This is a genomic window from Variovorax sp. TLI9-5A (genome assembly GCF_056867935.1).
Map to the genome: position 1 here is coordinate 6516296 of NZ_CP200310.1, position 18589 is coordinate 6534884.

At 63.5% G+C, this 18589-nt stretch carries 15 protein-coding genes and 1 pseudogene; 3 read left to right on the forward strand and 13 right to left on the reverse strand.

The features are described 5' to 3' along the window. Positions 1-8 precede the first annotated feature (8 nt). The 3 genes and pseudogenes from AC1VNX_RS31000 to AC1VNX_RS31010 all read right to left on the reverse strand — a co-directional run. A complete protein-coding gene (locus AC1VNX_RS31000) occupies positions 9-2231 on the reverse strand; it encodes an outer membrane protein assembly factor BamB family protein (protein ID WP_483161366.1) in 2223 nt (740 codons plus the stop codon). A gap of 102 nt (positions 2232-2333) precedes the next feature. Next, positions 2334-3287: a ThuA domain-containing protein gene (locus AC1VNX_RS31005; RefSeq protein ID WP_483161367.1), complete on the reverse strand. Its 954-nt coding sequence runs from the start codon at positions 3285-3287 to the stop codon at positions 2334-2336. 383 nt (positions 3288-3670) lie between these two features. Further along, positions 3671-4093: pseudogene (locus AC1VNX_RS31010) on the reverse strand (IS66 family transposase); the annotation flags it as partial. A 21-nt stretch (positions 4094-4114) separates the two neighbouring features. Here AC1VNX_RS31010 and AC1VNX_RS31015 point away from each other — a divergent pair. From AC1VNX_RS31015 to AC1VNX_RS31025, 3 genes are all read left to right on the forward strand, one after another. Further along, positions 4115-4444 carry a DUF4189 domain-containing protein gene (locus AC1VNX_RS31015; protein WP_483162048.1) on the forward strand — a complete coding sequence of 110 codons (330 nt, stop codon included), beginning with the start codon at positions 4115-4117 and terminating at the stop codon, positions 4442-4444. A gap of 703 nt (positions 4445-5147) precedes the next feature. Continuing rightward, a complete protein-coding gene (locus AC1VNX_RS31020) occupies positions 5148-6107 on the forward strand; it encodes a hypothetical protein (protein ID WP_483161368.1) in 960 nt (319 codons plus the stop codon). 377 nt (positions 6108-6484) lie between these two features. After that, positions 6485-8212, forward strand: coding sequence for a reverse transcriptase domain-containing protein (locus AC1VNX_RS31025; protein ID WP_483161369.1), 1728 nt, complete (start codon positions 6485-6487; stop codon positions 8210-8212). Positions 8213-8523: 311 nt separating this feature from the next. Here the strand turns inward: AC1VNX_RS31025 and AC1VNX_RS31030 are convergent, their stop codons facing one another. From AC1VNX_RS31030 to AC1VNX_RS31075, 10 genes are read right to left on the reverse strand one after another with little or no spacing between them, the layout of a single operon-like run. Further along, positions 8524-8877 carry a hypothetical protein gene (locus AC1VNX_RS31030; protein WP_483161370.1) on the reverse strand — a complete coding sequence of 118 codons (354 nt, stop codon included), beginning with the start codon at positions 8875-8877 and terminating at the stop codon, positions 8524-8526. Then, complete coding sequence (locus AC1VNX_RS31035) at positions 8874-9458, reverse strand: glycoside hydrolase family 19 protein (RefSeq protein ID WP_483161371.1); 585 nt, start codon at positions 9456-9458, stop codon at positions 8874-8876. Before AC1VNX_RS31035 ends, AC1VNX_RS31030 begins: the two co-directional genes overlap by 4 nt. Then, complete coding sequence (locus AC1VNX_RS31040; protein ID WP_483161372.1) at positions 9455-9847, reverse strand: hypothetical protein; 393 nt, start codon at positions 9845-9847, stop codon at positions 9455-9457. The genes AC1VNX_RS31035 and AC1VNX_RS31040 overlap by 4 nt, the downstream gene beginning before the upstream one ends. After that, positions 9837-10205, reverse strand: a complete 369-nt coding sequence (locus tag AC1VNX_RS31045) for a hypothetical protein (RefSeq protein ID WP_483161373.1) — start codon at positions 10203-10205, stop codon at positions 9837-9839. The genes AC1VNX_RS31040 and AC1VNX_RS31045 overlap by 11 nt, the downstream gene beginning before the upstream one ends. A 21-nt stretch (positions 10206-10226) precedes the next feature. Further along, positions 10227-10454 carry a hypothetical protein gene (locus tag AC1VNX_RS31050; protein ID WP_483161374.1) on the reverse strand — a complete coding sequence of 76 codons (228 nt, stop codon included), beginning with the start codon at positions 10452-10454 and terminating at the stop codon, positions 10227-10229. A 2-nt stretch (positions 10455-10456) separates the two neighbouring features. Further along, positions 10457-12349 (reverse strand): hypothetical protein, encoded by a 1893-nt coding sequence (locus AC1VNX_RS31055; RefSeq protein ID WP_483161375.1) that lies wholly within the window; start codon positions 12347-12349, stop codon positions 10457-10459. Next, on the reverse strand, positions 12342-12746 hold the full coding sequence (locus AC1VNX_RS31060; protein ID WP_483161376.1) for a hypothetical protein: 405 nt from the start codon (positions 12744-12746) through the stop codon (positions 12342-12344). The genes AC1VNX_RS31055 and AC1VNX_RS31060 overlap by 8 nt, the downstream gene beginning before the upstream one ends. Continuing rightward, positions 12743-13750 carry a hypothetical protein gene (locus AC1VNX_RS31065; protein WP_483161377.1) on the reverse strand — a complete coding sequence of 336 codons (1008 nt, stop codon included), beginning with the start codon at positions 13748-13750 and terminating at the stop codon, positions 12743-12745. Before AC1VNX_RS31065 ends, AC1VNX_RS31060 begins: the two co-directional genes overlap by 4 nt. After that, entirely contained in the window at positions 13747-14958 is a 1212-nt protein-coding gene (locus AC1VNX_RS31070) for a hypothetical protein (RefSeq protein ID WP_483161378.1), read from the reverse strand. Before AC1VNX_RS31070 ends, AC1VNX_RS31065 begins: the two co-directional genes overlap by 4 nt. Before the next feature lie 47 nt (positions 14959-15005). Then, positions 15006-18587 (reverse strand): hypothetical protein, encoded by a 3582-nt coding sequence (locus AC1VNX_RS31075; RefSeq protein ID WP_483161379.1) that lies wholly within the window; start codon positions 18585-18587, stop codon positions 15006-15008. Positions 18588-18589 lie beyond the last annotated feature (2 nt).

An 18589-nucleotide genomic window follows, 5' to 3' on the forward strand; every position in this document is an offset into this window, starting at 1 on the left:
AAACGGGATCAGTACACGACGATCTTGCCCGTCGGGCGCGGGCTATGGCAGTCGTTGTAGAAGTATTCGCCCGGCGTGTCGAAGGTGTGGGTCGCGGACTGGCCCGGAGCCAGCCTGAAGTCGAACCTGCCTTCGAAGAACTGCGTGGCGCAGTGCGTGTTCGCATTGGTCCCCGGGTTGGTGAAGGTCACGGTGGTGTTCGCCGGCACGCGCATGAAGGTCGGCGTCATGGCATTCACGGCCGTCGATTCGGTGGTGCCCGGCTCGTTCGCGGCGGTCTGCACGCGCGCCAGGAACACCGTGTTCGGGGTCGGCAATACCGCGCCTTCCACCGCCGAACCCGACACCGGCCGGCGCACGACAGGCGGTACCGGCGTGGGCGCGGGCGCGACGGAGCCGCCGACCTTGAACGCCCACAGACGGTCGCCGCGCGGTGCCGAATCGCCGTACGGAATGCCTGTGCCGCCCGAGAACACCGCGATGTACTGCTCGCCATCGATCTCGTAGGAGACCGGGCTGGCACTGATCGCGGCACCGGTCTGGAAGCGCCACAGTTCGCTGCCGTCATGCGCATCCAGGGCCAGCAGGTTGCCGTCGGGCTGTCCGATGAACAGCAGGTCGGAGGCCGTGCTCAGGATGCCGTTGCCGTGCGCCAGCGAATACGGCATCTGCTTCTTCCACTTCACGAGGTTGGTGCTCGGATCGACCGCCACGACCGCACCGGTCATGTAGGTGCCCGGCGGACGCAGGCCGTTGCTCGATTCGGTGAGCGAGTGCGCCGCCGACACATAGCCCATGCCCGTGTAGACCAGGCCCGTGCGCTGGCTGAAGGACTGGTGGTTCCAGTTGGCACCGCCGCCGTGTCCCGGAATGGAGAGGATCGGCACGTCCCAGTGCGCGTCGTAGAGGCAGCCCTTCACGTAGTTCGGGACCGCGCGGTTGGGGTCGCCGGGGATCGCCGTGCCCAGCGGCTGGTCCACGATGCAGGTCTCGGTCCAGGCACCCTGGCGCGGGAAGGGCTGGGTCGGCCAGCTGGCCTGGCGGGGGTCCTGCTTCACGGGCACTTCATCGATGCCCAGCGGCGCGCTGCCGTCCTTGCGGTCGAGGATGTAGTACATGCCCGTCTTGCTGCCGTAGATCACGACCTTGCGGTCTTTCCCGTCGATCTTCACATCGGCAAGCACGGGGGACATCACGTTGTCCATGTCCCAGATGTCGTGGTGCACGGACTGGAAGTGCCACTTGTATTCGCCGGTCTTGAGGTCCAGCGCAACGATCGAATTGGCGAAGAGATTCAGGCCAGGGCGCGTGGAGCCGTTCTGCGACGAACCGCCGCGCACGTTGCCGAAGGTCCAGTAGACCAGGCCCAGTTCGGGATCCACCGCGGGATGGATCCACGGGGTCGCACCGGTGCGTTCCGATTCGGCAGCGCCGCCCCAGGTGTCGTAGCCGATCTCGCCGGCGCGCGGCACGCCCCAGAACGAGGTCAGCACCTTGCCCGTCAAGGCATCGGCGGAGAACGCGGCGCCGCGGTTGCCGTCGTTGGTGCCGAGGTAGAGCCGCTTGTCGTGATAGACGAGCGCCACCTTCTGCAGCGCGCCCTGGTAGTCGGGGTCGGTGCTGCTGCTCGGGTACTGCTTGATCCAGGCGATGGCGCCGGTGTCCGTTCGCAGCGCTACCAGGCGATTGCCGGTGGCGACGGTGAACACCAGGCCCAGGTCCTTGGCGACGGCCACCCCGCGGCGGGTGATGGCACCGTAGGGCGTGGTCCATTTCCACTTCGTGAGGCCGGTCTTGCCGTCCACCGCGATCACGTTGCCCAGCGCGGACTCGATGTAGATGACGCCGTCGACAGCCACCGTCGTGCTCTGGTTGGTGCCGGTGGTCATGCCGCCCTCGATCTGGTTGACCCAGGCGCCGCCCAGCTGACCGACGAGGCCTTTGTTGATCTTGCGCAGGCTGGAGTAGTTCTGGTTGCCAAGGTTGCCCCCGACCTTGGGAAAGTCCTTGTCGCCGGCCGTGCAGCAGTCCAACAGGTCGGCCGCGGGCGCGGCGGCCACCGGCGGCGACGCAGGTGGCGGCGCGCTCGATGCCGGTGGCGGCGCGGGGGCCGGGCTGATCGGCAGCACCGGCGCATTGCCGCCGCTCGAGCCGCCGCAGGCGCCGATCAACAAGGGGGAGGCGAGCACGCCGCAGGAGACCAGCAGCGTGACCAATGATCTTTGTTTCATGGATGTCTCTACTCTGTGGTTTTCGGGAAAGGACGGAAATGCGCGAGGCGGCAGGCACCGCGCGCAATGCACGCGGTGCGCGAAGCCGGCCTCGGGAGTTCGTTACTCAGTGCAGAAAGGCGTCAGGCCCATGGCCGACTTGACGCCCTGGACCACGAGCTTCTGGAACTCGATGGCACCCACGCCCGAGAGGTCGGCGGTGAACGAGTGGGCGTTGTGCCCCAGGGTCGTGAGCCATGCGCGGCCGCCGTCGTAGTACTGGCACCAGGCGACCGGATGGAAGTCCGCATGGCCCGGATGCGGCGCCGCCGTCAGCGGCTTCAGCGTCGAGGTGTCGACCTTGGCCAGAAACTTCACCTTCGTGGGGAAGGGCATGAGGTTGTACCACTCGTCCTGGAAGGAGAAGCGCTTGGGCACATCCTTCGTCGACGGGTCGTCCGAGACGATTTCGACATCACCGGCGCGGTTCGGCCCGTGGTTGTAGAAGTTCGCGTTGCCGAGCAGGCCTTCGTAGTAGGGCCAGTTGTATTCCGCGCCGAAAGCGTTGTGCAAGCCGACGAAGCCGCCGCCGCGGCGCATGTAGTTGCGCAGCGCGGTGCGTGCGGCGTCCTGGCTCGTGCTGACCGCGCCGTTCCACAGCGTGTCGCGGTTCGAGCTCGCGAAGATGATCGCCTTGTAGTTGTTGATGCGGCTGCCGAGGACCGCGACGTCTTCCGTCCAGTCGACCGTGATGCCCTCGGCCGACAGCATGCGAACCAGGCCCGCCTGCATCACGTTGTCCGGATTCATCACCGGGTTCAAACCCGCAGCCATCGGCGTGCCCAGCACGGCGTGACGCGGCCCCGCGGTGCGCGAATAGACCAGCACCCGGTCCGGCGTCGAAGCAAAGGCGCCCCAGTCGTTGTAGCACTTGGGATTCGTTCCCCTGCAGACGTTGTAGTAGGTGTCGAAGCTGTCGTCGGGGGCTTCGGCGACCGGGTCCGTCGGCTGAACCGGTGTCTCGCCCGCAGGCTGGGGCGGATTGCTCGGTGCCGCCGGCGACAGGGGAAGGGCCATGAGCGGCCCCCCTCCCCGCCTCCGCTTCCTCCGCCGCATGCAGTCACGGCCAGCGTCACGGCCGCCGCCAAGGCGAGCTTGAGAGTCAATGATTTGGCAAGTTCCAAGGGAGTCTCCTCGTTCTGATCGATGGCGCAGAGTGCGAGCGCTCTGCCGATGCTGGCCGGCCGCGTCCGCTGCGGCGGGGCTGACCGGGGGCGATCATAAGAAATTTATGGAAAATATTTCCATAATGGAAATCCCTTCCTATTTCATGAGACTGAATCAGATTCCCGCTTTGAACAATTTGTTGACGGAGCTGAGTCGGTCTCGCGGGTAGTTGGAGTGAACGTAAGCGCGCACGCCCTTGCGCGTGGTGCCGGAACCAATGTGCGCAGGGCGGTCTACAGTCCGCCGAGCTCGATGTTCCAGAGCAGTAGCGCCTCGTAGTCGTCGACGATCTGCGCCAGCGGCAGCTTCTTGAACAAGGCGACGAGGTGCCGATAGGGCTCGACGTTGTTGGCCTTGGCTGTCTCGATCACCGAGTACAGGTTGGCGCTGGCATTGGCACCGCCCACGGTGTCAGCGAACAACCAACTGCGCTTTCCGACAACGAAGGGCCGGATGGCGTTCTCCACCGGGTTGGAGTCCAGTGGCCAGGCTCCGTTGTCCAGGAACCTCACGAGCTTGGGCCACTGCCCGTGCAGGTAGTGCAGCGCTTCGCCCAGCAGGCTCGACGGCGCCACGCTGTGCAGGTGCGTGAGCAGCAGCCGCTCGATCTCACGCACAACGGCGGCGCTGTAGCGCGAGCGCAGCCGCAGCCGGCGCGGGTGAACTCAGCATCCAAGGTGCCTGGCATTGCCTGGGTCTCACGGTGGGGCGCAATCGCTATGAATACGCACGTCACGAAGTTCTCGGCTGCTTCACGCGACAGAGCCAGCAAGAAAGAAGCCGAGGAGGCGGCGATGAAGGGCTGCCTTGAACAGGGTGCAAAACAGTGCGAAATCATCTCCGCCTATGCGAATGGATGCGTCGCTCTGGCCTCAAGCAAGTCGCGATTTGGCGTGGCGGCGCGCAACACAGTGCCCGAAGCCGCAGGCGCGGCGACGGTGCAATGCCACGACGCGACGTGTCAGATCCTCTACAGCGGCTGCAGCCAACCCCGAGTTGTCAGATGACGGCGGGCACAAAAAAGCCCCAAGCTGTTGATTTACTTGGGGCTTTTTAGGTTGCGCCTTCGAGGGACGCAGAAATTTGGTGGCCTGGGGCGGAATCGAACCACCGACACGCGGATTTTCAATCCATGGCACAACGCAACAGCTATGCAGGCTCTCGTGCATCCATGGGAATATCCGGAGCATGCGGGCCTCGGCCCCACGCAGGCTCGCAGAACCCCGTTCCCACGCTCGGCAACCTCAACTGACTACGGACTTCACTGCAAGACGGGATGCCTGGAAAGGCCGTCCGGCCACGTTGCCTGAGGTCATTTGCGAGCCGCGCGACCTCAACACCTTTCGCAACTCCTCGCGCCTTTGATGCCCCGGGCAGGGTTCCGACGCAAAGCCGCATGGCCGCCCTCCTCACGAGCACTAATGACCTATAGGTCAGAAATACGCATGACATATCTGTACATAAGCACACCACTGGATGCATGAACAGCCGATAATCCCAAAGCCCATAAAAAAACCGCCTGCGCTTGCGGAGGCGGTTTATGGGCTTCGGGGTGATCACCGCGAATCTTGGCGGATGAGGTGAGCACCGATCTTGTTGAAGCGCCTGTGATTATATAAACCCCAGGTATCGGGGTCAACGGCTGTTACAAAGCCGCAGGCGCATGTTGAAAGGTCCAATATGCACCCACCGCCTCGCCCTAAAGCAGTCTTGGCAACCGGCCGCCCCCTCGAAGATCAACCTCTTGGTGAAATACGCCCCAAGTCGCCAGTGGCGGACGTTGTCATTCAGTTTGACTCCATTGATGCCTTCCAGCAGCGCCCTCGGTACAAAGCAAACTTAGAAATTAAATCACACGAGTTTGGCCAAATCTTGGGCAAGTATGAATTGCCTGAGTCCAAGCAGACATGGGCCACCTGCGGACTGAACCGATGCACTAGGGAACATCGCTTTGGTTACCTCATCACCAACACCGAGGGCGACGAAACCAACTGCGGGCACATGTGCGGTGAACGTGATTTCGGCGTCAAATTTAAAGAGGTGGTGGCACTACTGGAGCGGCGGTTCGACGAGCAAGCGCGGGAGCGCGTGCTAGTGGACCTACTCGCACAACGCGCAAGTCTCACCGAGCGCGCACAGCGCTTGCTCCCTGTGGTCAAAGAAGCCGCAGCAAGGATGCGCGAGTTCTATCAAGACTTTCAAAGCAAAGATCGCTTCTGGGCGCAGTTGACGGGCGTTGCCAGGCTAGACGGAGACATTCGAACATCCATTGACGCCGAAGCAAAGGGAGGTACTGGACGTGCAGCTGTGACTCTCATGACGATTGGCCGGCTTGAGGGTTCAGCGGTTCTCCTATCCTCGAACGTGCTTGCCCATGAACGACGAATCTTGCATAGCGTTCTGCCTTGGCTGAGAGACGTTTTGGGAGCCCCCGGGGTCGAACTGCAACGACAAGACGCGCTCGAAAGGCTACTGATGGAAGCGGGGCCAATGCGCCAGCATCTCACTGAAGCCGAACAGTTCTTGATCGACTCCGCCAAATTCTTGGCCCCCGCAAACCTCGCACAACTTGAGTTGATCCGAACTCACCTGATGCCCTCCCACGGGGAGCAAAAGGCGCTGAAGCGAGCTGTCAAACGATGGGCTGGGCAAGAAGCCTCCAGGATCTGAACAGGTTCGATTTCTGTTGAGGCGCCAACAAACCGTTGATCTTCAATGGCTTGTTGCTTGCGCGGGACAACGGGCTTCTCGCCACCTCCCAACGCCCAGTTACTAGTCGTCAAGCGAAACAACAATGCGCAGGGTTGTTGTTGAGCTTGCTGAAAGAGCACGCGACGATGATAGCCCGCACCCAAAAAAATTGGCTACGCCTTAGAATCAACTCGTCGCCTCGCTCCGAGACTTAAAGTTGCCAGCGTTAACGACTGGCATTGTGATACGGCAACCCTATATGCTCGCCGTACGTTCTATTAACCTTACGATATCGCTAGGGTATTGGGAAAAGCAGGCGAGGCGACACCTATATCTCTAAATTCTGGAAAGTTTTGATGCCAAAATCAGAAGGGCTTCTTGATTTTGATTTATCTAAAATTCTCCCGGACTCAATGGCTCAGGAGGTTTTCGGAAAATCCTACACAGAGATTCAGGCACTTCTCTATCCGGCCGTTAAATATCAGACATTCCTGATAAACAAAAAGAGTGGCGGACAACGGATTATTAGTGCTCCGAACAAAAAGCTCAAGCATCTTCAGAAAAAGCTACTTGACTACTTAGTCACCAAAGCGCCGGAATTTCGGTCTTGCGTGCATGGATTTGTTGCCGATCGAAGCATCGTAACCAATGCTAAAGAGCACTGCAGCCCTAAAACAACGTTTGTACTAAATATAGATTTAAAGGATTTCTTTCCATCAATCACGTTCAAAAGAGTGCGTGGCATGTGGATGAAATTTCCTTTCAACTATCACTTTTCGGTTGCAACCGTACTGGCTCAAATGACGTGCCTAGAGGGAACGCTTCCCCAGGGCGCTCCTACATCTCCGTTCATTTCCAATCTTATATGCAGAGGCTTGGATCGCCAATTAGTCGACCTGGCCAGACGGAATGGTGCGCGCTACAGCCGCTATTGCGACGACATCACCTTTTCCTTTAAAAAACCATCGCATAGCCGACTCCCTTCTGCCATTTGTGACTTCGATGGCGCAGAGCTTCAGCTTGGCGCCGAATTGAAGGCTGCCATCACAGAGCACGGCTTCACTATTAATGAGGAGAAAGTCCGTATTAGCGGCCCATCGCGTAGAAAAGAGGTCACCGGCCTAACAATCAACCAATTCCCGAACGTTCGGCGAAGGTTCGTTGATGAAATCAGAGGTGCCTTGAATGCTTGGAAAAAATACGGATACTCCGCCGCCGAAGAAGTTTGGAAGACAAAACCTTACCTTCGTCAGAGACGAGATGGGGGGCGCCCACCCCTTTACAACCTCTTGCGAGGAAAGCTTCTATATCTCAAATCGGTCCGCTCCAGTGACGATGTACTCTATAACCGGCTCGCCGAAAAATTCAATGAACTTTTAAAAGAATCTTCAATTCAGCCACCTCACTTTAAAGTTCACCCGCTTCCCGTGGTTTCTGTCGTCCGCACGGCAAAAGATGCCAATTCAGCGGTATTTGTCTTAGACCTCGAAGCAACAGATAAGGCCTCAGGCGAAATGCTTCACAGCAGAGGCACGGCCTTCTCATTTGGTGAATATGGAATAGTTACATGCGACCACGTCTTACGGTATGACGAAACGCTGGCGGCCCCTACCGACGAAGGCCCTTACTATCATTTACTCCCCGGCGCAAAACTCACCTTGAAGCATCCTCCCACAATGGGAGAATGGCCAATGAAAGTATTAGCATTTGACAAATACCGGGACATAGCCCTTCTGGATTTCGTAAAAGAAAAGCCCAAATTCCTCGAAAACTTCTCATCCTTTGGGGCGCAGGCACGAAAGCATGACGACGTCCACTTACTTGGATTTCCAAACTGGCATATTTCGAAACGCGAATATGCCTTCGATGAAGGCAAAGTAATCGGACATCTCAAGAGAAATACTTTTGAGCGCATTGAAATAAATACACTTATAAGGCAAGGCAATAGCGGAGGCCCGCTAGTTGATGACTTATATCGAGTAATCGGAATGGCACAAATGGGAGCGAAGCAGGACTCAGGAAATAATGAGTGTCTGTGCGTGACCGAAATGGAGAAATGGCTTCAAGCTACGATAGGCGAGTAGATGATCCGCGTGCGGCACGCTTGTTTTGTAGTAGAGCTACTTGCGACCGAAAGGGGTCGTGCAATGATTGACGATTGCCGTTAGCTCACCCTCATAACCTTCCCGAAGTTCAATTTCGGCCATTGCTGCGGCTACAAAGCGATCAAGGTCAACGCCGGGCGGCAGCGCTTCCGTGGGCATCGCCGGCCTTGCCGGCGCCTGCGCCCGGCACTCGACCGGGATTGGCACCTTTAGCGATTGCGGTGACGACGATCCGCAGGCTGTGAACACTACGCAAAGCCCTAGGAAGGTCGATAGAAGCACGCGCCGCATCATTGGCTCGCCCTCATCTTCAGCCATCCGTCGATCCGCACCTGCGCGCTCGCACAGGCGTCGCCTGGCACCGCCGCTGGTGTGATCAGGATTGTTTGAGCGCGCTTCTGGCGATCGAGAGCAGCCAGGCGAGCCGCAGCCTGCACGAGCTTTGCATCGGCCGCGAGCTTGTCAGCCAACGCGCGCAAATCGTCGGTCGCATCGCTGCACGCCGTAGCTGCGGCTCGCGCGTCGTCGCGCTGCAGGACCGAGGTAGCCGTTTTCTCGCGCGCACCCACCCACGCCCAGCCGAGCGCGGCATTGCCGGCCACGCTCAGCCCGAGCGCTACCAACAGGGCTTGCATCAGGTTCATTTCGTCAGCACCTTGTACGCGCGCGCGGTGGCCGCCTTGCGTTCGGCCAACTTCAGCCGCTTCGGACCGTTGACGCGCCCGGTGATGTCGTAGACATCGCCACGCTCAGCCGCCGGCAGACAGCCCTTGAACTCGGCAAAGAACCAGCACGCCGACAGCGCCGCATGCTGCGGCTGCAGCAGCAGCTCGGGCTTGCTGCGGTAGTCGAAGCCAAGCGCCCTCCCCGCCGCGACGTAGGCGTCTTCCCATGTGAGCTGAATCAGGCCACGCCCATGGAAGCCCTTGTAGCGCAGCATGCTCAGCCCTCGCGCGTTGCACACGTAGTCCTCCGCCCGATAGCCGCCCTTCACAAACAGGCTCGGGAAGATCTCGCGCAGCCGCGCCGGCGTCGTGTAGTAGAGGTCTTCTTCGACCTTCGCCAGATCGTCGGACTCAATCTGGAGCTGCCCCAGAAAGCCCGCCATAGCATTGACCGAGTGAATGCGAAAGCGGTTCATGCCATCGGCCAGGTGCACCACATAGCGCTCGGCATTGGCGCGCGTGGCTCCGGTGCAGTCGATAAGGGTCTGTATGTCAATCATGGTTTCTTCATTTCCTTTGCCGCAGTCTTCGCGGCCTGGTTGGCGGTCTGTGCGGCGGTCTGCGCAGTGCTGGCGGCTTCACCCGCCGTCTGCGCAGCGCTCGCCGCGGTGCCAGCCGCCTGATTCACGCGGCCAGCGAGGGATGTGAGGCGGTCGCCGAAGGCTTCACGCAGCCTGTCGATTTCCGCGAGGTGGTCTTCGCGCCGGCGCAGCACCTGCGCTTCGGCATTGCGCGTGGCCCAGAAGTAGCCCGAGCCGAAGCCGCCGAGGAACAGGCTGCCGACGACGCCCAAGGTCTCGAAGAGCCGGCGCCACTGGTGCGGCACGCGCACGCGCGGCTGTTCGTCGAGCGGCGCGCGATCTGAATCGGTGTGAAAGTCACTGCGCATTGCGTTGGTCCTTCAGTTGACGGACAAGCTCACGCAGCGAACCCAGCTCAAGGGCCTGCGCTGCGAGCGATTCGCTCATCACCTTGAACTGCCCTTTCATCTCCCACAGCTCCTGCAGCGCTTGATTGCGCTCGGCCGCGAACTTGTCGGCGCGCTCTTCGGCCTTCACGCGCGCGGCGCGCTCGCCTTCGAGAAGCTGCTGCCAGGTCGCGAGCGCGGCAATCTGCCCCTCGCTGTCGGCGCGCTCCTTCGCTTCGGTCGGCTGCTGTGCGCGCCAGACCTTGTATCCACCGGCGGCCGACAGGACCAGAAACGCAAGTTGCGCGATCGGATTGCCGGCGATGTCGCCCACGTCCATGAAATGCCTCTTTCTCTCTCGTTAGATTTCGACTTGAACGAAGGGCATCGAGGGCGCTTGCCCCTCGATGACGCCATCGCGCACAAAGACCTGGTCGCCCACAGCGCCGGTGCCGCGCGCCGTGAGCACGCCGCCGCCAGGCAGCACGAGCCGCGCAACATCGCCATCGATGGCGGTGATGGTTGCAATCTGCAGCGGGTAGCTCGGCAGCAGAGCCAGGAACGCGGCATAGGGATTCGTCGATGCCATGCTCACGCCTCCAGATGCGTTTCGAGGGTGACCGACTGACGCAGCACGGGCCGCTGCCAATCCACCGAGACGCCGCGTACGAGGCCGAGGAACGTCTCGGCGCCTTCTTCGTATTGCACGAGCGCACCGGGCTGGATGACGCCCGTTTCCGGCCGCACCTGAAGACTCAGCGTCACGTCGGCCTGCGCGCCGGTGTTCGAGAGGATCGGAAGTCCGCGCTGCGCCACACCGACGACATCCGTCATGAGTGCATGCGTCACCATGTCGGCCACGCTGTCGCCGGCGGTGCCACTGCGCGTGACCTGCCCGAGCACGCCGGCGCCCGTGGTGCCAGCCACGAAGACCCGGTTGTATTCCGGCTTCGTGAGCGGCTGGATGCCCTCGACGGCCACCGCTGCAGCAGGCAGTACGAAGTCGGGCGCGAGCGTTGACCAGTGCCACGGCGCGGCCGGGTAGCGCGGCAGCACGCGCAGCGTCGTATCGGTCGCATGCGGCTGCACGATGGCACCGGCGGCGCTCGCAATGTCGAGCACGGCGCCGATGTGGCTCCCCTGAAAGGCCCACGTCCCGCCGGGCACAGTCCAATCCACGAGGCCGAAGTCGATCCCCCACCCAATGCCCACGCCGTTGTAAGTCAGCGCCAGGTCGAGCAACTGTGCAATGCTGCGCGGGTCGGCCGCTGCATGGTTGAGGATCTGCGAATAGGGACTGTCGAGCATGGCCGCGCGGCCCTTGCCCGAAACCTGCACCTTGCTATCGGCAAAGCGCCGATCCCGATTGCAGCCGGTCGCGGTCAGCCTGTACGGCACGCCGTTGACGGTCGCGAGAATGTCTACGGGCGCCGTGTGAATGCCGCGCCGGACGACCGGCCACGCCGCGCCCGGCAGCGTCGCGCTCCATTGCCATGTCCACGAATCGGCATCGAGCCTCATCGAAAAAGCCAAAGCCTCAAGCGGCTCGCCGCTGTCGAGGCGCACGAGGCTGATGCTGTTCTGCACGGTGTAGACCTCCAAGACTGGCACCACGACGGTTTCGCCGGTGCCGGGCGGCGGACGGTGCCGCTCGCAAACAAAGATGAGCGTGGTGGCGTGCTGCTGCCGCTCGCGGAAGACGAGGGTTGTCGAGGGCTCGTAGCACGGGGTTTCAGCGGGCGGCACGACGACCGAGCGGCCCGGCTGCGGGTACATGGCCGCTTGCCAGCGCGAGACGAGGCCCACGTCGAGCTGCAGGGCGGCACCGAAGCGCGTGGCATGGCGCCCTTGTGCGCGCTGCGCCGCCTGCCAGCTCGCGCGCACACCACGGCGCATGCGCTCGGCCTCCTGATAGCGGATGCCGACCGGCGCCGGCGCCAGGCGCTGCGCCTCTTGCCAGCGCGCGGAGACCCCCGAGCGGGCGCGCACCGCTTCCTGATGGCGGGCGTCTGCGGCGGCTTCGATCTGGCGAGCTGCCTGATACCTTGCAGCCGCAGCAGCTCGCGCACGAAGCGAGTCCTGCCACACGGTTGCAGTGCTGGCCGAGGCTGGTTCGGCCTTCTGCCAGGTGGACACGCGCCCGACGCGCGCACGCTGGGCGCTTTGATGCCCCGCCACGGCGGTGCCCTCGATCTGCCTCGCGACCTGCCAGCCGCTCGACACCCTGCCCACCAGCGGGCGCGAGACGGCACTCGCGTACTTCGCCACCCCGCCGACCATGAAGACCGGCAGCGGGATGCGGCCGGCGGCCGTCGCACGAGGTGGCATCGTGACCACCACGCCACCGGCCACGAAGAAGCCCGGCAACGGGATGCGCCCGAGCGCATAGGCCGCACCGCCGGTGGGTTCGTCGGGTTCACCGAAGACGAGGATGTTCGGCGGCCCGTCGAGCGGCGCCTTCCGAAAAACGAGGTCGTCAACCACCGATGACCACCTCGCCGATGAAGAAGGTTCCGCCCTGATAAAGCTTCGCTTCGGGGTCGCCCTCGGGCGGGTTCTGCACCACGAGCTTGACCTGCCCAGCACCAGACGGGCCACTCATGCTGAAGTCGGCCACCCATGTGCCATCCGCCAGCTCCAGCCGGCCCCATGTCGCAACACCGGTCGCGACAGCCAGGTCGCCGGCGCTGTCGGCCTGCGCGAGCGCGAGCCGGCCATCCGCCACGGCACCGGCGGGCAGCGCGAGCACGGCCGCAGCCAGTAGCGTGCCGATGGCACCGCCCTCGCCCGGCTGCACACCTCCACACACGAGGAAGCGCGCGCCCGTTCCGAGGTACGCGACCAGCCCGGCCAACATGGCATTGATGGCGAGCACGTTCATGCCATCAGCTCCACCTTGCCATTCGCAAGGGTCAGACCGTCCGAAACGACGGCGCGCTTGCCGTGGTCGAGGTAGTACGCGAGCACCGAATAGCTCTGCAGCTCGTCGACGAACTGGAAGTCATAGCTTCCATCCGCCTTGCTCCACAGTTCGCGCACCAGCAGGCCATCGATGTCTCGCATCAGCCGCACGCGGCAGACATAGGGCTTGTTCTCCGGGTTGGCGTAGTCGAGCGTCTTGCCGCGCACCCGGCCGATGCCCTGCCCGAGCAGCCCGGTCAGGTGATCTTTACGGCCCCGCGCAATCTGCCGTATGGCCGTGCCGCTGTAGGGAGGCGCAGCGCCACTGGTTTCCACAATGGCGGGCGAACGAACCGCCATCTCCAGCGGCGCAGGCTGGATGCTCGACGGCACGAACGTGAACGACTTCACCGAGCCCACGGCCACGTCCTGCGAGTACATCTCCCACTGCGGAAGACCGAGAAACAACTTCACGGGCTGCACCACATCGACCGGTGCGACCACCAGCTCCCAACCCGAGGCATCCACGCGCAGTGCGAAGTCCAGCCGGTTGACCTCTTGCCCGAGGCGCTTGATGCGACCCTTGAAGATCGACGCCGCGCCGGCGCGTTGGAACAGCACGCCGGTGGATTGGCAATCGGCGCCGGGGTGGAATGTCATCAGGGCTTCCGAGCGGGTTCCAAAGCCATACATACGGTCAACACCGGTGAGCGTGTAGAGCGCAGCACTCGTGGTAGTCGGCGTCTTCTTGTAGGGCGCGAAGCCGCCTTCACTGCTGAACATCGCAGTCGTGGAACCTGTCGTGAAAGGCGACGCGCCCAACGTGACCACAAAGGGCGCATCGTCACCATCGAGCGGCTGCAGCGTCGTGGAATCCGAAACGCCCAGAGCCAGCGCCCAGGCCGAATAGCGCTGCGCCGGCGCGGCCGAGTCGGCCACGTCGATGGCGTAGCTGAAGCTCCCGAACGAGACAACCACGCTCACCGCCACGGCCCCGTGATGTCGATCAGGGTCACGCCTGCATTGCCCGTGACCGATGGGTCGGAGCTGTAGGCCGTGCCCACAGACAGCGCCATCAGCTTGCGGCCGGTCAGCTCGCCAGTGGCCGGCACGATGTCGCGGTGGTTGATCTGCCCGGCGACGGTGCTCTGAGGGATCGTGAGAACACCCGGCACCTCGCATCGCGGCTCCTGGAACGACGTATCGAACGACCGGAGATACCTGCGCGAAAGCCTCAGCCTTCCATCGATCCGGCTCGGAAACGAGCTGAACGTGCTGTCCAGTCCCGAGACCGACGTCGCCAATCCGGTGTACGGATAGGAGGCCATCGCATACGCGGAGCCGAGCCCGGAGTAATTCCGGGGCGTATAGAGCTGCGGCGAGGAAGCGTTGTCGAACACGCCCCCCGTGGGATAGCTCACCCAGCTGCCGGGATTCGACGGGTCGCAGTACGCGGAGAGCGCGCAGGCGTAGGGGTCACCGCTGGGCCGCAGTGCAATCATGTCGCCGAAGCCGCGCAGCGCACCCACGGTGAAGCGGTCGAAGCCGCTGACACCGTTGCCCTGATAGGCAGAGACGTGCAGAAAGAAGCTTCTGCCGTCACCGATGAGCAGCCACCCCACGGGATTCGAGTTGGCCACCGCCGACTTGCCCCATGCCCCACCGCCGGGGATCAAGGTGTTGAGCGGGAACGCACCCACGCCAGTGGCGATGTCGCTCATGGACTCGTAGCCGACCACGCGGCAGGTCTGCGTGCCGGTGTCATCCATGCGCAGAAACATGCCGGTGCTGGCCGGATCGGCGCTCTTGTAGGCGCCGAGGTTGGTTCCGCTGAAGGGCCGCAACCATCCGAGCGGCGCCATCTTCATGGTGATCGTGCCCGAGGCGACGCCATCGGGCGCCGCCGTGGCGAACTGCACCGAGCCGGCATTCGGCTTGGCGGTGATCCTCTGTTCACCGTTGAGCGCCGTCAGCGTTCCGGTCACGCCGGAGATCAGCACGACGCTCTCGGGCGTCGCGGAATGCGAGCCCGTATAGGCCGCCGTGGCAATGCCGCCCGATACCGTCAGGGACACGAGCGCCTTCGTGTCGATGCCGGTCACGAGGCACGCATAGACAAGCGCCTCCATCGAGCCCGCGACGCCGTTCAGCACCGGCATCGCCGCGCCCATGAAGCTGCCGAAGTGCTTCACGCTTGTGTCTACTACTGAAACCATGAATGTCCTCTTGCTGTCGTCGGTTAGGGGCGGTCCACGCCAATGAGGACCAGAATTTCGAAGCTGTCATCGAACACCGTCTCGGCGCCCATCTGCACGGTGCGAATCGGTACGAAGGGGAAAGTCGCGGCCACTGTGTTGAAACGGATGAGCTGGCCTGCCGCCCACCCTGCGCCGAAGCCGGCGGCCGGGATCGTCATGTAGGGCACGCCAGAGGGGCCGAGGGGCGCGCAATCGACGGCCATGCTCTGACCGGTCACGATCTGGCCGACGTGCTCGCCGATCAGGTTGTAGGTCGTGCCGCCGGTGTTGATCTGGATGCGCCACCGCTCAGTGACTGCGCCCTTGTTCGTGACCGTGATCGGGAAATCGATGTCGTTGAACGTCGCATCCGCAGGGCTGCCGATGAGGCTGTCGGACCACGCGCCGGACCAGCTTTGCTGATCGAACAGCAGCGACACGCGCGCCTTCACGTCGCCCATCGGGAGCGCGCTGCTCACGTAGCTGTCGCCGGCGGCGTAGTCGTGCGTCACGCGCCCGGCGAAGGTCAGGCGGCCGTCGATGCCTACATCGGAGACGGTCAGCAGGTCTTCGATGCGATGCTCGACAACGACCGGCTGCACGTAGCCCGACACGTCTGTGAAAGTCACCGTGCCCGCATCGAGGTTGCGCGTGTACCCCGTCTCGATGGTCGCGCCGTCCGCACCCACGATGCGCACGCGCGAGAGGCGCACGCGGCCGACATCGAGCGTCTGCCCGTTCGACACCACGGCCGCCGGCATACGCCTGGTGTTGTGAATGACGACGAGCTCACCCTTGCGGAAGATCGGCACGCGGCCATCGGCCGGCAGGCGCACCGGATCGAGGCCGAGCAGCGTCGCATCGACGGGCAACGTCGTGTAGGCCACGGCGTTGTATCGGATGGTGCTGGCGAACACCGGGACCGGCTTCCAGATCTTGCCGTCACTGCCCACGGCATCCGCCGAATACCAGATGGCGCCCTCGTTCCCGGCGGCTGTCACCCAGTCGCCGAAGCGCACCTTGCCCACGCCCGTGGCGTAGTCGTAGGTGCCATGCACGTTCGCGCCGTTGATGAAGCCCGAGGCGTCGGCCGTGACGTTGATCGTGCCGCCCGTGAGCTTCGTCGCCAGGAGCTGGAACGAGCCCGGACTGACCGGCGCCACGGGCGTGCGGAAGACGACGTACTCCACGGGCTGGCCGTCGAGCGTCGTCAGCAGGCTGTTCACGACGACCGAGGTCGAGCCCGACGCCGGCCAGGTCGTGAGCGAGGCGACATTCGTCGCGTAGTCGTAGGAGCCCGCCAGCGAGGCCGCGCCGGTGGCCGGGTCGAGGTCGGTGTAGAGACTGCCGGCGCGGTCGAAGTAGGTCTTGCCACCGAGCGTGAAGTTCACCGAGCCCGGCACGCCCGCTTCGCTGAAGTTGGGCAGCAGCTTGATCGACAGCTTGGGCTGATTGAACACCTGGCTCTTCGTGGTGCCGGCGCTCAGCACCCGGAAATCGACCGTCACGAGCGCCGTCGAGTCGAAGGGCAACGTGGAGGCCAGGCCCACGTACTGATAGCCCGTGAGCGTGTTGCGGTAAGCGCCGGGCAGGTTCGGCGAAAGGACCGTGCCGAGCACGCCGATCTGCGTCACGGCCCAGACTGGCACGGTGACGGTGGAGACGACCTCGGGGAAGAACTTGGCGAGGCCGGTCGCGTAGTCGATGGTCCCGAACTCGATGCCGAGCGCGTCGCGCAGCTTTCCCGCGCCGTCGTCGGTCACGCTCTTGATCGCGGCGAAGTTCTGCGGCACCCACTGCTCGGCAGGCACGCCGTTGGTGGACTGAAGCACGAGGTTCCAGCTCAGCGCGACCGACTTCGGCGCGATGTTGGTCTTGCCGAGGTTGACCGTGACCGAGCCGTCGAGGTCGCGCGCTGGCGCCTGAAAGCTCTTCGTCTCCGGCTCGCCGTGGCTGTAGCCGACCGTGAAGGCCACGGCCGACGCCGGCAGCACGTTGGGCCGGACCTCGATGGTGCTCAGCGCATAGGACACAGGGCCGGTTGCATCGCCCGCGAGCGCGCCGCTGCCGTTGTCGCTCGCATGGCGCGCGGCGCCGTCGTTCCAGTCCACTGACACCGTGCCGGCCTGCGCCGCTTGGTTGTCGAGCGCGAGCATGATCGACACGGCCGCAGCGAGGGTGCCGCTGCGGTCCTTGTAATTGACCTTCGCGGCCCAGGTGAAGATGACTTCACTGCCCACGTCGGGCAACGCGCCCAGCGTCGGCAAGGCCGTGCCCGTCACGAAATCCACCGTGCCGCTGCCGATGCTGGAGCTGGTGCCCGACAGGCGTCCGCCGCCGTCGTCGGCCAGCTCGTACCAGTTGCCGCCGGCACGATAGGCCACGCGCAACGAGCCGGGCGCCGGCGGAGGAAGGATGGTCAGCGGGTAGTTGATGCGGCGGCTCTCGGCCGTCACCACGATGGAGGCCGAATCCGCCAGCTCGATGGGCGCACCCGCCGGGCGGAAGGTGATCGTCTTGTTGCCGGTGATGGCTGGCGCATCGCTCGCGAGGGTCATCGAGCCGCCGGCATAGTTCACGCTGCCGATGGTCAGCGCGGCGAGCTTCAGGCGCCCGCCGTCATCCGTGAGCGTGCCCGCTGTGGTCGCCACGGCCAGCGAGCCGGGATAGACGGGGTTGCCCAAGGTGATGATCGAATTCGGGCCGAAGGCGACGCCCGTGTTCAGCGACACCGTGCCCGAGCCGGAGGCCACGAGCGTGGTCGAAGAGCCGGCGGCTGACATATCCACGAGCGGGATTTCGGTGGTCGCGCTCGGCACGAGCTGCGTGTTGATGGTGTTGACCCTGGCCGACAGGTCGCCCGTGTTCACATTGGCCGCGAGCTTCGCGATGCCGTAGAACTTCGAGGCATCCGCCACGAGCATCTTGTTGACCGCCGCCGCAGTCGCGGTGCGCTCGAAGAGCCGGCTTGCGGGCGAGCCGGTGTAGTCGTTCTTCAGCCCGTCCACCAGCTCGCAGATACAGACCTGCGCGGCGTAGTCCACGAACGCGCCGCCGGTGCCGTAGCTGTAGGTGCGCTGTTCGACCGACACATCGGACACGCGCACGTATTCGGTCTTGCCGCCGCCGCTGATCTGCAGCGTGCCGTTGATGGTCGGCGGCGTGGCGCCAGGGCGCTGGAAGATCTGCAGCGAGCGCTGCCCCTGCACATGGTTCGACAGCAGATAGCCGTTGAACTCTTCGCCGGGCGCCGTGTAGGCCTCGATGCGGTTCTGGATGCTCGCGCGGCGGTCGAAGAAGTCGCCGGTGTAGAACAGCGCCGGGCTCACATTCGGGTCGGCCGGCGGGCGCGAGATGATGACCAGACCGCCAAGGGCGGTATCAGTGTTCAGGGTCTGAATGGTCGCCGCGATCTTCATGATGGACACGTCGCCGCGCGCGCGGTCCACCGCGGAGATGTCTTTGAAGATGGCGTTGCTCTTACCGTCCTCGATGGCCTTCGAGGTCGGTGCACCGCCGCCTTCGGGCACGTCATCCATCACCTGCGTGGTGACGAGCTTGATATCGGATTCGAGAATGGTCATTA

What these genes read in the sequence shown, in the direction of transcription:
- AC1VNX_RS31000 (WP_483161366.1), bottom strand. Translation starts at nt 2,231, where the DNA reads ATGAAACAAAGATCATTGGTCACGCTGCTGGTCTCCTGCGGCGTGCTC.
- AC1VNX_RS31005 (WP_483161367.1), bottom strand. Translation starts at nt 3,287, where the DNA reads ATGGCCCTTCCCCTGTCGCCGGCGGCACCGAGCAATCCGCCCCAGCCT.
- AC1VNX_RS31025 (WP_483161369.1), top strand. Translation starts at nt 6,485, where the DNA reads ATGCCAAAATCAGAAGGGCTTCTTGATTTTGATTTATCTAAAATTCTC.
- AC1VNX_RS31030 (WP_483161370.1), bottom strand. Translation starts at nt 8,877, where the DNA reads ATGAACCTGATGCAAGCCCTGTTGGTAGCGCTCGGGCTGAGCGTGGCC.
- AC1VNX_RS31035 (WP_483161371.1), bottom strand. Translation starts at nt 9,458, where the DNA reads ATGATTGACATACAGACCCTTATCGACTGCACCGGAGCCACGCGCGCC.
- AC1VNX_RS31040 (WP_483161372.1), bottom strand. Translation starts at nt 9,847, where the DNA reads ATGCGCAGTGACTTTCACACCGATTCAGATCGCGCGCCGCTCGACGAA.
- AC1VNX_RS31045 (WP_483161373.1), bottom strand. Translation starts at nt 10,205, where the DNA reads ATGGACGTGGGCGACATCGCCGGCAATCCGATCGCGCAACTTGCGTTT.
- AC1VNX_RS31050 (WP_483161374.1), bottom strand. Translation starts at nt 10,454, where the DNA reads ATGGCATCGACGAATCCCTATGCCGCGTTCCTGGCTCTGCTGCCGAGC.
- AC1VNX_RS31060 (WP_483161376.1), bottom strand. Translation starts at nt 12,746, where the DNA reads ATGAACGTGCTCGCCATCAATGCCATGTTGGCCGGGCTGGTCGCGTAC.
- AC1VNX_RS31075 (WP_483161379.1), bottom strand. Translation starts at nt 18,587, where the DNA reads ATGACCATTCTCGAATCCGATATCAAGCTCGTCACCACGCAGGTGATG.